11 protein-coding genes are annotated in these 12,911 nt (G+C 27.9%); 5 read left to right on the forward strand and 6 right to left on the reverse strand.

The window, feature by feature from the left end; translation table 11 throughout:
* Positions 1-34: 34 nt before the first annotated feature.
* Both ACNI3D_RS16605 and ACNI3D_RS16610 read right to left on the reverse strand, forming a co-directional pair.
* Positions 35-2,548 carry a transporter substrate-binding domain-containing protein gene (locus tag ACNI3D_RS16605; protein ID WP_419767769.1) on the reverse strand — a complete coding sequence of 838 codons (2,514 nt, stop codon included), beginning with the start codon at positions 2,546-2,548 and terminating at the stop codon, positions 35-37.
* Between the two features lie 26 nt (positions 2,549-2,574).
* Positions 2,575-3,768 (reverse strand): response regulator, encoded by a 1,194-nt coding sequence (locus ACNI3D_RS16610; protein ID WP_375725027.1) that lies wholly within the window; start codon positions 3,766-3,768, stop codon positions 2,575-2,577.
* Positions 3,769-3,938: 170 nt separating this feature from the next.
* Between ACNI3D_RS16610 and ACNI3D_RS16615 the strand changes: the two genes are divergently transcribed.
* Positions 3,939-4,670 carry a response regulator transcription factor gene (locus ACNI3D_RS16615; protein ID WP_419767770.1) on the forward strand — a complete coding sequence of 244 codons (732 nt, stop codon included), beginning with the start codon at positions 3,939-3,941 and terminating at the stop codon, positions 4,668-4,670.
* Between the two features lie 75 nt (positions 4,671-4,745).
* On the opposite strand, the gene ACNI3D_RS16620 is transcribed toward ACNI3D_RS16615, so the two are convergent.
* Both ACNI3D_RS16620 and ACNI3D_RS16625 read right to left on the reverse strand, forming a co-directional pair.
* Positions 4,746-6,140 (reverse strand): aldehyde dehydrogenase family protein, encoded by a 1,395-nt coding sequence (locus tag ACNI3D_RS16620; protein ID WP_419767768.1) that lies wholly within the window; start codon positions 6,138-6,140, stop codon positions 4,746-4,748.
* Positions 6,133-7,797, reverse strand: a complete 1,665-nt coding sequence (locus ACNI3D_RS16625; RefSeq protein ID WP_129101521.1) for an acetolactate synthase large subunit — start codon at positions 7,795-7,797, stop codon at positions 6,133-6,135. Before ACNI3D_RS16625 ends, ACNI3D_RS16620 begins: the two co-directional genes overlap by 8 nt.
* A 295-nt stretch (positions 7,798-8,092) precedes the next feature.
* On the opposite strand from ACNI3D_RS16625, the gene ACNI3D_RS16630 reads away from it, so the two are divergent.
* The gene (locus tag ACNI3D_RS16630) at positions 8,093-8,743 is read left to right on the forward strand and encodes an HAD family hydrolase (protein ID WP_419767771.1); all 651 of its coding nucleotides are present in this window, start codon (positions 8,093-8,095) and stop codon (positions 8,741-8,743) included.
* A gap of 15 nt (positions 8,744-8,758) precedes the next feature.
* On the opposite strand, the gene ACNI3D_RS16635 is transcribed toward ACNI3D_RS16630, so the two are convergent.
* Positions 8,759-9,142 (reverse strand): hypothetical protein, encoded by a 384-nt coding sequence (locus tag ACNI3D_RS16635; RefSeq protein ID WP_419767772.1) that lies wholly within the window; start codon positions 9,140-9,142, stop codon positions 8,759-8,761.
* A gap of 116 nt (positions 9,143-9,258) precedes the next feature.
* On the opposite strand from ACNI3D_RS16635, the gene ACNI3D_RS16640 reads away from it, so the two are divergent.
* Genes ACNI3D_RS16640 through ACNI3D_RS16650 form a run of 3 tightly spaced genes read left to right on the forward strand, consistent with a single transcriptional unit; the run spans position 9,259 to position 11,945 of the window.
* Positions 9,259-11,403: a transporter substrate-binding domain-containing diguanylate cyclase gene (locus ACNI3D_RS16640; protein ID WP_419767773.1), complete on the forward strand. Its 2,145-nt coding sequence runs from the start codon at positions 9,259-9,261 to the stop codon at positions 11,401-11,403.
* A 12-nt stretch (positions 11,404-11,415) separates the two neighbouring features.
* A complete protein-coding gene (locus tag ACNI3D_RS16645) occupies positions 11,416-11,760 on the forward strand; it encodes an antibiotic biosynthesis monooxygenase family protein (RefSeq protein WP_013136861.1) in 345 nt (114 codons plus the stop codon).
* Entirely contained in the window at positions 11,757-11,945 is a 189-nt protein-coding gene (locus ACNI3D_RS16650) for a hypothetical protein (protein ID WP_419767774.1), read from the forward strand. The genes ACNI3D_RS16645 and ACNI3D_RS16650 overlap by 4 nt, the downstream gene beginning before the upstream one ends.
* Here the strand turns inward: ACNI3D_RS16650 and ACNI3D_RS16655 are convergent.
* A complete protein-coding gene (locus tag ACNI3D_RS16655) occupies positions 11,942-12,628 on the reverse strand; it encodes a lysophospholipid acyltransferase family protein (protein ID WP_419767775.1) in 687 nt (228 codons plus the stop codon). The two genes, ACNI3D_RS16650 and ACNI3D_RS16655, sit on opposite strands and share 4 nt — an antisense overlap.
* Between the last annotated feature and the right edge of the window lie 283 nt (positions 12,629-12,911).

The raw sequence follows: 12,911 nt of genomic DNA on the forward strand, positions 1-12,911 counted from the left end.
AGATATTTTATGTATAAAGTGAATAAAAACAAGGCTATTTATTTTGATTCTTATTTTCTAGTGAAAAGTTATTCTTTATATTAATGGGAATAAAAATAGAAAATTTAACTCCATTGGGAATATTTTGAACACTTAATTCGCCTTTCATATTTTGTTCAATAATCATTTTACTCATATATAACCCAAGCCCTGTACCATTGTAGCTATCTTTTGTAGTAAAATAAGGTTCAAATATTTTATGAATAATAGATTCATTTATTCCACCTGCATTATCTGCAATTAATATTCTAATATGAGTTTCAGCTTTCTTAGTTGTTATCGTAATACATGGATTCTTTATTTTCAAATCTAAAAAAGCATCTTTTGAGTTTGTAAGGATATTTAATAAAACTTGAGAAAGTTCACTTTCAAATCCACATATAATGGCATCATATGAAATTCTATTTTCAATTTTAATATTATTACTTTTAAAACTATCATCAATAAGAAATATTGTTTGTTGCAAAGCATCCCCTATTGAAAATAATTGTTTTTCTTTATTTGGTTTAAAAAAGTTTTTAAAATCATCAATTGTTTTTGACATTTTATCTGTAAGTGCATTACTTAAAACTCTTTGTTTCTCCAAATACTCTTTATCTAGTTTTCCAAGAGAGTGTCTTAAATGTATATTTTGAATAACTGTACTTAATGCACTTAATGGTTGTCTCCATTGATGAGCAATCATACTTATCATCTCTCCCATTTCTGCAAGTTTAGATTGTTGAATCAATAGTTGTTCTTGTTTTTTTCTATTATTGATTTCTTCTTTTATTCTAGTATCCAAGGTATTATTTAGATGTTCAAGTTCGTGAGTTTTGATTTTTAGTTTTTTATTTGAAAGTTCTAATTCTTGAGTTCTACTTTGTACTTTCTTTTCTAAAGTACTATTTAACATCTCTATTTCTTCTTTCACATTTGTCAGTTTTTTAATGTAGTTGCGTTGAAGTATGTATGTATATAAAATTAAAAGTAAAATAAAAAATAAAAAAGATATAACACTCCAAAATAATTTATAATCAATACTTTTTTCATATTTAATAGATACCCATTTATTAATAATTCTTTGTTTTGTTTCATCACTTATAGAATCCACTACTTTCTCAAATATACTTAGAAGTACGGGATCATCATTTTTTACACCAACAGATAGATGCCATTTCTCGTCAAATTTACCTGATATTTGCAAACTTCCATAAAACTCTTCTTGAAAAGCATAAGCAACATTAAGATGTGTAGTTACTTGTCCAAAGAGTTCTCCTCTTTCAACTTTTTTCAACCCCATTCGTAAGTGATCCATATCTACAACTTTCAAATTAGGGTAATCTCGTCTTATTATTTCATTATATGCAAAGTTTTTTTGAATACCAATCTTTTTGTTTTTTAGCATTTTCAAATCACTAATAAAGCTTACATTTCTTTTTGTAACTAAAACCAAAGGAGCAGTTACATATGGTTTTGTAAAATTCATATAATGTTCTCTTGATTTTATATCTTGAACAAGGGAAAGAACATCACACTTCCTCTCTTCCATGTACTTTAAAGATTCTGTCCAGTTTTTTGTTTCTATAAGATGTAAAGGAATTCCAATTTTTTTCTCAAAAACTTTCATATAATCAGCAACAATACCAACATGTTTATGATTCTCTATTTTTTCATAGGGCATCCAATCTGGATCCACACACAAATTAATATTTGTTCTTCTTTGCAAATAATTAATTTGTTCTTTTGTAAACATAATAGGTAAGTTAGCCAAGTCTTTTAAAAACCATTTGTCAAAAAGTTTTTTAGTATCTTTTATTGAAATAGAGTTTAATCCTTTTTCTAAAATGGATTGGAGTTCTCTTTTATCTTTTCTAATAAAAAAATATAATTTTGAAGGATTAAAACTAATAAGTGGCATAGCTTTTAAATCAATAATTAAATTTTTTTCCAAATACTTTTGAATAAGAATAGGAGAAGCTATTAGTGCATCAACATTTCCTTCAAGAAGTTCTTGTGCAGATTCTTGCGCATTTTTTGTTTCTACTATTTTTATAAATGGATATTGTTTTTTAATATTTGATATTGCTCCTGCTTCATTAATAACAGCTACTCTTTTATTTTCCAAATCATCAATTGAATTAATATTAATTTGTTCTTTTTTTACAAATAAAATATTCTTAATTTCTAAGATATCAGAAGTGTATACACCATAATCACTTTTTACTTTTTTTTGATTTATCACAGGAGCTACATCTATTTCTTGATTTTCAAATGCAGATTCTACATCTCCTTGAGTAATATCAACTGATTTAGTTTTAATTTGGAATTTCTTTATTATGAGATTTAAAACATCATTTGCAAAGCCATTTCTTTGATAATCTCGGGTTAAGTAACTTAAGGGATATAAATCTGTAATACCTATTTTTATTTCATTGTTTTTAATCCACTTTTTCTCTTCTTTACTTAAATCCGTTGAGTTAGCATATAAAACACTAAAAAAGAAAAAAAGAAAAAAAATAAACTTCAAACAATTACCCCTAAATATTTTTCTGATTATAGCATACTAGGTATTATTATATAAAAAGAAATACCTTCTTTAATATTTTTTGCAAATAATTCTCCTTGATGGTGACTTTGCACTATAATTTTTGACATATAAAGACCTATTCCTGTACCATTTTTTTCTTTTTTAGTTGAAAAATATGGTTCAAAAATAATATCTAAATCTTCTTCTGCAATTCCTCCACCATTGTCATGTATTTCTATTTGGACACTATCTTCTAAATCTAAAGTTTTAATTTCTATTTTTGCATCTTTTGTCTTTTTTTCTATAAACTTATCTTGAGCATTTTTTAGTATATTTAAAAACACATGAATAATTTCATTTTCATAAATATTGATTTGATTTTGACTTTCAAATTTTTGTATTAATTCAATATTATTAGATTCTAAATCTCTTTGTATTATCTTTAGTGACTTTTTAATAGAATTTTCAATAGTTGTATTAACAAGCTCTTTATCTGTCTTAAAAAAATTCCTAAAATCATCTATGGTAGTAGTTAAATTTTGTACATAAAATTCTATTTCATCAAGCTTATTAGTGAAAAATTTAGTTTGTTCTGTTCGACCTTCTTGTGTATCTAAATCAAATTTTTCAGATAGTAATTTATATTTTAAATTAAAAGATGCTGTTCCAATTGAAGATAAGGGTTGTCTCCATTGATGAGCTATCATACTTATCATTTCACCCATTGCGGCAAATCTTGATTGACTTTCTATAATATGTTGTTTTTCTTCATTCTTTTTAATTTCTATTTCTAGTTTTATGTTCTTTTTTATTAGCTCTTCTTTAAGAACTTTTGCCTGTATTGCTTTTGTTAGATTTTCTTTTAATTTATAAATATCAATAGGTTTTAATACATAAGCATCAATGTTTAATTCAATAGATTGTAAAAGAAAACTTGTTTCATGGTGGGCAGTAGTAATAACTATAGGAATATCTTTATCAATTTCTCTAATCTTTTCAATCATACCAAGTCCATCTAATTTGGGCATTTTGATGTCGGTTAGGATTAAATCTATTTTTTTATTAGAAGATTTAAAAATAGATAAACCTTCTTGCCCATTTTGAGCACAAATAACATTTATTCCAAAAAGATTTAGAGTTTCTGTTATTCCTTCTTGTATTATAGATTCATCTTCTGCATAAAGAACCGTTATATTTTTAAGGACTTGATTATCTGTCATAAAATCTCTTTTAAATTTTTAAATAGTTTAGCAATAAATAGTATTCAAATAGTATTCAATTACTATTTAAATATTATCATAATTTATATATTAGTACTCTATCTTGGAAAGCTTTTTTATACACAAATATAAGAAACAAAATGCTACTATAACTTTTTAAAAGGATTCTAATGGATTATGGATTGTTGAAAAAATATACTAAAGATTTTAATGTACTTTTTGTTGAAGATGACATTGACTTTAGAAAAGAATTTTTTGAATTACTCCAAGATATTTTTCCAAAAGTTACAATAGCAGTTGATGGATTAGATGCCTTAAACAAGTATAAAGAATTTTATGCACAAACAAATAAATTTTATGATTTGATAATTTCAGATATAAAAATGCCAAATTTTGATGGTACCCAATTAGTTGAGGCAATATATAAAATAAAAGATGATCAAACTATTGTAATCTTATCTGCAAGAAATGAATTCAAATATCTTTTGCCTTTAGTCAATCTAGGAATACATCAGTTTTTCACTAAACCAATAAATTATTCTACTTTTTTGGATGATATTTTTAAACTAACTAATCAAATTTATCACCTAAAATTAAATGATAATAAAAATGTATTAAGAATTGATGAGTCTTTAGTTTGGGATATAGAAAATAAAAGACTAATGCAAAATAATGCAGAAATAAAACTAACAAAAAAAGAGATTATCTTTGTAGATACAATACTAAGTAATAATGGGAGAATATGCACAGTAGATGAACTGATTGATATTATTTGGTTTGAAGAGTTTGATGTTAATGCAGATATTAGAAATCTTAAAAATATCATTTCTCGTTTACGAAAAAAAGTACCCCAATTACATGTAAAAAATATTTATGGGATGGGATATAAAGCTGATTATTGATAAGTGATATTTAAATCCATAAAAAAAGGGGGAAACAATAAAGCTTCCCCCTTTTAATTTAGATTAAATCTCTTCTTATAATACTGGTGATTTGATTACCATCATTTTTTGGTTTGTCATCTCTTCCATACTATAGTGTATTCCACCTAATCCTAATCCTGAAGCTTTCGCTCCTCCAAACGGCATCCAATCTACTCTAAATGCTGTATGGTCATTTACCATAATTGCTGTCCCATTTATTCTTTTTACTGCTTTTAATGCCGTATCTATATTTTTTGTAAACACTGCTGCTTGGAAAGAAACATCTAAAGAATTCGCTCTATCGAATGCTTCTTCTATATCTGAGTAAGAATAAATTACTACTACTGGTCCAAATATCTCTTTTTGAGAAATAATTGCATCATCAGATGGGTTTAAAATTACTGTTGGTTCAAAGCAAGAATCTGAAATTCTTTTACCACCAGTTAATATTTTCCCACCTTTTGCTACTGCATCATTTACCCATTCTTCTACTCTATTTACTTCATTATGGTTAATTAGTGGTCCTACTTCTGTTTTAGGGTCTAATTGATCACCAACTACTAATTTAGATGCATAATCAGAAAGTTTAGAAGATACTTCTTCACAAATTGATTCATGCACATATACTCTTTGCACAGAAACACAAACTTGACCTGCATGGTAGAATCCACCTTTACCCAAGTCTGGAATCATTGCATCGATATCTGCATCTGGTTCTACTATTACAGGGGCAACACCACCATGTTCTAGAGCAACTCTTGTTCCATTTGCCACTTTAGATTTTAAGTACCAACCAACTGCACCAGAACCTATAAATGTTAGGAAATCTACTTTAGGAGAAGTTGCAAGCAGTTCTCCTCCATGTCTATCACAAACTACTGCTTGTGCCCATCCTTTTGGAAGTCCTGCTTCTTCTAGAATTTCTACTAATCTTATTGCACTCATTGGAGTTTGAGTTGCTGGTTTGATTACTACTGGGCATCCTACTGCGATTGCTGGAATTACTTGGTGAACTGCTAGGTTAAATGGGTGATTAAATGCTGATATTGCTGCTACCACTCCTATTGGTTCTCTAAATGTGTAAGCCATTCTATTTGCACTTGAAGCTGTATGACCCATTGCCACTTCTTTTCCTTCTAGTGCTCCTAGGGCTTCAATAGATAGTTTTATACCGTTGATTGCTCTATTTATTTCAACTTTAGAATCTACATAAGGCTTCCCACCTTCACTTGCACAAAGTATTGTTAATTCTTCTATTTGAGAAGACATTATTTCTGCTACTTTCTCTAAAATCTCTATTCTTTTATATTTTGGTAAGGCATTCTTATGATCTAAAAAAGTATCACTTGCTAAATCTATCGCTGCTTGTACTTCTTCTTCACTATTAAACGGAACATTCCCTACTACTTTCCCATCATACGGTGATGTTACTTCTATTGTTTTACTCATTTTCTTCTCCTTCTAATAATGTTTCAGCATTTTTCACAAGGTCATTTAAGATAGCGTGATTTAATGAATAATCAACAGCTAAATCTATTAAATGTACACCTTTAGAATTTACACATTTTTCTAATGTTTCTGTAAACTCTTCACAAGATGCAGGTCTGTGTCCAATTGCACCATAACTTTCTGCATATTTAACAAAATCTGGATTATTATAGTCAAGTCCAAATGTATCAAATCCCATACCAGTTTGTTTCCATTTAATCATTCCAAATGCATTATCATTTAGAATTACTACAGTAATATCAAGACCAAGTCTTACTGCTGTTTCTAGTTCTTGTGAATTCATCATAAACCCACCATCACCACAAACTGCTACAACTTTTCTATCAGGATAAACCATTTTAGCTGTCATTGCTGATGGAAGACCAGCACCCATAGTAGCTAGTGCATTATCTAGTAATACAGTATTTGGTCTAGCTGCTTTATAGTTTCTAGCAAACCAGATTTTATATACACCATTATCTAGTGTTAAAATATCTTCAGGTGCTAAAATATCTCTAATAGTTTTTACAGCTCTTTGAGGTAAAATAGGGAATCTCATATCACCAAAATATTTAGTCAATCTTTTGTTAATAGTTCTAATAACTGTTTTATAAAATTCAAAATCCCAATGAGCTTGAGGAGATAATGCTCTATTTAAATCTGTAATACTTCCTGCGATATCACCAACAACATCTAAGTGTGGGAAATAAGTATCATCAACTTCTGATGGAGAGAAGTTCAAGTGAATAACTTTACAAGCATCAGGACCTTCTTCCATGAAAAATGGTGGTTTTTCAATAACATCATGACCAACATTGATAATTAAATCGGCTGTTGAAATAGCAGCATGAATAAAGTCATCAGCAGAAAGAGCAGCTGTTCCTAAACATAACTTATGATTATCATCAATCACACCTTTACCCATTTGAGTAGTAAAGAATGGAATTCCTGTGTCATTAACAAAATCAGTTAAAGCATCACCAATTCTATTTCTATTAGCTCCTGCCCCAATTAGAATTAATGGTTTTTTTGATTCTTCAATCATTCTAACTGCTTGTAAGATTGTAGCTTTCTCAGCAAATGGATATCTTACATTTCTTACTGGATAAACATGATCCCCAGCTTCTTCTTCTGCAATATCTTCAGGTAATTCAATATGAACTGCACCTGGTCTTTCTGCTGTTGCTACTTTAAATGCTTCTCTTACCATTGATGGAATGTTATTTCCATTTACAACTTGTTTAGCATATTTAGTCATTGGTCTCATCATACCAACAACATCAATAATTTGAAATCTTCCCTGTTTAGATTTTTTAATTGGTTTTTGTCCAGTAATCATCATCATTGGCATTCCACCAAGTTGTGCATAAGCAGCAGCTGTTGCAAAGTTAGTAGCTCCAGGCCCAAGAGTAGAGATACAAACTCCAACTTTTCCTGTTAGTCTTCCATAAGTTGCAGCCATGAAACCTGCCCCTTGTTCATGCCTTGTTAAAATCAATTTAATTTTAGATTTTCTTAATGATTCTAAAAAATCTAAGTTTTCTTCACCAGGTATTCCAAATATGTACTCAACGCCTTCATTTTCTAAGGCTTTTACAAATAAATCAGATGCCTTCATTTTTTTTCCCTTTGTTTTGTTTATTAAAAATTTTATTTTGATAAGTTTCTCACAACTTACGTTTGAAATGTCTTAAAATCAAGTTTTCCCTATGTTGAATAAAAAAAAATTTGTTTTAGTTCTATTATTACACACTTTTTCAAAAAACCAATATTATAGTTACATTAAAATAAATAATTAAATTTAAATCTCTGCATAAATTAAGGTTTTAAACCTTCATATTTTAATATTTTATCCTTATTTTTTATTTAGTTTTTTAATGTAAAATCATTAAAAAAGATTAGGAAAATAATATATGAAATCTCTTATTTTTGATTTGGATGGAACATTAATAAACTCTCTTTTAGACATTGCTCTTAGCATGAATAAAGTATTGGAAAAACATGGCTATGAAACACATGAAATTGACAAATATAACTATTTTGTGGGAGATGGTGCTTTAGTTTTAGTGAAAAATGCTTTACCACAAGATACAACAAAAGAAGATGTTCAATTAGTATTAAAAAGTTTTATTGAAATTTATGAACAAAATACTCACAATAATACTTTTGCATATGAAGGTATTTATGAGATGTTAGAAAAATTAGAAAAGTTAAAAATCAAAAAAGCAATATTATCAAATAAACCACACCTATTTACTCTAAAATATATGGGAAAATTATTTAATAATTTTAATTTTCAAGAAATTCATGGACAAAAAAGTGATGTTCCTAAAAAACCAGATCCAACCATGGCTATACAAATTGCTACAAAACTAAACACTCCTTGTAATCAAATCGTATTTATTGGTGACACTTCAACTGATATAAAAACAGCTAAAAATGCGAATATGTTAAGTATTGGCGTAGCTTGGGGATTTAGACCCATTGAAGAATTAAAAGAAGCAGGAGCTGATTTTATTGCATATAAGCCTATGGATATAGTTGATTATGTAACATCATTGTAAAATAGCTTTGCTATTTTACAACTCTACTTCAAAAAATTTTTCATCAATCTTTTTATATTCAGCTACTGAACAAGTTATTTTAAGAGCATTTTTATAATCTGCAAACTCTTTTGTAAATAATTTTTGAAGATCACTAATATTTGCCGTTCTAAAAATAAAATAACCCAATATTTGCTTACCCCTAGAACCTGTTTTTTCTATTCCAAAACTATCAAATTTCCACTCAACACCTTTTGAAAATAAAAACACTTCCCCTAATCTTTTTTCTAATTCATCTCTTACTGAATTATTGTATTCTTTTAAATGCACATAAAAAGCAACATTTATATTATATTCATCTTGAGCTAGTTTAGTCTCATATTGTGTTTGTGGTTTTTGTACTATTTTTGTTTTATCCATAAAATAATCCTCTATAAAATATAACTGTATTATAATATGTTTTACTTTTTTTTCTATAAAAGTAAAACTCCTTCAAAACTTTTAATCGCTATAATAATTTCAATATAAGGACTAAAATGAGATTTTTATTTATTCAGCTACTTGTTTTATTTTGTTTTTCAACAAATATTATGGCTCAAACTATTAAATTCACTAAAGAAGAAAAAGCTTATATTGCCTCAAGTCCCATTATAAAAGTTGGTATGATGCCAGACTTTACACCATTTACTTATTATATAAAAAATACACCCGTTGGGTTTGAACATGATTTATTAAATATGATTTCCAAAAGAACAGGCTTAATATTTGAAAGAAAAATAGATAACTGGACAAAAGTATATTCTGCTTTTAAAGATAAAAATATAGATATGGTTACTAGTATTTCATATAAAAAATATCGAGAACCTTTTACTATTTTTACAAGTGCATATTATGAAATACCTATTATGATATTTGTAAGGGATGACTTTGGAGAATATAAGGGGATTAAAAGTCTTAAAGGGAAGAAAGTAGGAGTTTTAAAAGATGTCTTTTATGTCAAAGAATTAGAAGATATGAAGACAATGGACTTAGTCTATTATGACAACTATACTGATTTATTAAATGATTTAGTCTTTGGCAAAATCGATGCCTTGATTCAAAATCTTACAAATATTAATTATCTTATAAAAAAATATTTATACTCTAATGTGAAACTAGCAAGTGAATTAATTCTTCCAAATACAAAAAAAGAGGATTTAAGGTTTGGTGTTCAACCTGAAAAACCACTTTTAGCTTCTATTTTAGAAAAAGCTCTTGATTCTTTAAGTAAAAAAGAAAAAGAAGATTTAGTCACTAAGTGGATTGGTTCCATAAAAGAGTACAAAGGCGGACATATTGAACTCAACAAAGAACAAAAAGCTTACCTTAATACAAAAATTATCAAATATTGTATAAATCCTGATGGTATGCCATTTGAAGGACTTAATGAAAAAGGTGAACATACAGGAATGAGTTCAGATTATTATACTTTATTTGAAAAAATGCTATCAGCAAAATTTGAACTTGTTAAAACAAATAACTGGAATGAATCAATCACTTTTATAAAGCAAAAGAAGTGTGACATGTTGGCTCTTGGAATGGAAACTCCTGAAAGAAAAAGAAATCTAAACTTTACAAGTAGTTATTTAGAAGTTCCCCTAGTAGTAGCAACAAGAGTTGATGTGCCATTTATAAATCAAATACTAGACTTAGAAAATGAAAAAATTGGTATCATAAAAGGAGATGCTTTTGTAAAAATACTTCGACAGAAGTACCCTTCTTTAAATCTAATAGAAGTAACTGATATAAAAGAAGGTCTAGACAAAGTTAAAGATGGAGAACTATTTGGATATATAGATACCTTGGCTAGTATAGGGTATGAATTTCAACAAAAGTATTTTGGAGAACTTAAAATTGCAGGAAAGATATCTGAAAATTTGAAACTATCAATTGCTATTGTAAAAGAAGATAAAATCTTATTGGATGTTTTACAAAAAGCTGTCAATAAAATAACAAATGAGATGCACAGAGAAATCTTTAGTAAATGGGTTCCTATAAAATATCAAAAAGGTATAGACTATGATTTAGTTTGGAAAATATCTATTGGTGCCATATTATTTATTATTCTTGTTATTTATTGGAATAGAAAAATAATAAAAACAAATAGGTTATTACAAGAAGCAAAAAAAGACATTGAAGTAAAAAATAAAGAGTTAGAAAAACTTGCAATAACAGACAAATTAACAAATTTGTATAATAGAAGAAAATTAGATGAGTTGTTACAACATGAACTAAATAGAAGTGAAAGATTTAACCATACCTTTGGTATAGCCATTTTAGATATTGACTACTTTAAAAAAGTTAATGACACTTTTGGACATCAAGCAGGAGATAAAGTTTTAATAGAGCTTTCAAATATATTAAAAACTCATATAAGAACAACAGATTTTGTGGGTAGATTTGGGGGAGAAGAGTTTGTAATAATCTGCCCCGAGTCACAAAAAGATGGAGTATATAATTTGATGGAAAGTATACGATTAGATATAGAGAATTATACTTTTAAAGATATAGGGAAGATAACTACTAGTTTTGGTGTTACCTTATCTAAAGAAAATGACACTTCTGAATCCCTTCTAAAAAGGGCAGATATAGCGCTATATGAGGCGAAAAGTCTTGGAAGAAATAGAGTTGTTATTAATTAAAAAGGAGTATCTATGTACGCAGTAATATTTGAAGTTTGGCCAAATAGAAATGGCAAAGAAGAGTATTTAAACATAGCCTCACAGTTAAAACTGTTTTTAGAAGAGCAAAAAGGTTTTATCTCAATAGAGAGGTTTCAAAGTCTAACAAACCAAGATAAACTCCTGAGTCTATCTTTTTGGGAAGATGAAGGGGCTATTACTATCTGGAGAAACTTATTAGAACATAGAATCGCTCAAAAAAAAGGACGAAATGAACTTTTTGATGACTATCGTATTAGAGTTTCTGAAGTTGTTAGAGATTATAGTATGAGTCAAAGAAATGAAATTCCCGAAGATTCAAAAGATATAAATGTATGAATATTGAGCAAAAGTTTTTACTAAAAGCTATGGAAGATAGAAATTTTGTCTGCTTTACTTATGAAAATAAAAGTTTTAAAGATGTTAAAATTTTAAAATTTGAAGAGGGTATTATTCATACTGACTGTGGTATTTTTCAATTTGAAAAAATTAAAAAAATTGTAGTCTTAAAAAATAAATTTTAAGACTCTTTTATAAACTGTTTTCTATAGTTTTCTTCTAAAGATGTTTTATCTTTATACTCGATAATATGACCTATCTCAATCTGAACTTTCAAACCTTTTGTTCTATTGTTAATAGCATCATTTAAAACCTCATTTGCATTTGATTTTATATACACAGGTAAAATAGGTAATCTATTTTTTAAAGCAACTATTCTAGAACCCTCTTTAAAAGAGGATAAAGGAGTATTTTCTTTATTTCTAGTTCCTTCAGGAAAAATATACAAAGAGTGTCCTTGCTTTACTACTTCTTTTGTATCTTTAAAAAATGATGCCATATTTGAAGCGTCCCTATCTAATAAAACTGTTCCAGCATTTTTGGTAAATGTTCCAAAGAAAAAAGAGTTATATAACTCTTTTTTAGCTACCCAAAAGCCATTGATTTTACTTTTTTCTAAAGCAATTTCAATAATCAAAGGGTCAATAATACTTCTATGATTTGACACCACTAAATATTGTCCATCTTGGGGTATTTTTTCTTTATTTATTACTTCAACGCTTATGTTTAATTTTCCTAATAATTGTTTGGCATATTCTAATCGTAAATCAAATATTTCTTGAGAGTTTTTTACTTTTTTGAGTCTAAATCCATATTTATTTGTAAGGTATGTGGCATAAATGGCTATTTTTATCTGTTTGAGGTTCAATAATATCCTAATTTTTTTTCCTAGTATATCCAGATGAACTTAGGTGGAGTATTGATTTAAAATTTACATTTGACTATTAAATTAGAAGTGTGTTTTGTTAGTTTTAATATTAGATTGTTTTTAGTGTTTGGCTTTTGCTCTTGAAAACTTTAAGTTTCCGCTTTTTCACTTTTTAGTGGTAAAAAGTAAAACAAAAAGCCACCAGCCGAGTTGTTAAAGGCAAAGCTCCCCTCCCACTTCACTTTTTAAAGCTAGCCTGCAAAACTCGTCGAAAAAGTACATT

The sequence above is a fragment of the Arcobacter siniprincipis (SeqCode) genome (assembly GCF_048571125.1).
Taxonomy (GTDB): Bacteria; Campylobacterota; Campylobacteria; order Campylobacterales; family Arcobacteraceae; genus Arcobacter; species Arcobacter siniprincipis.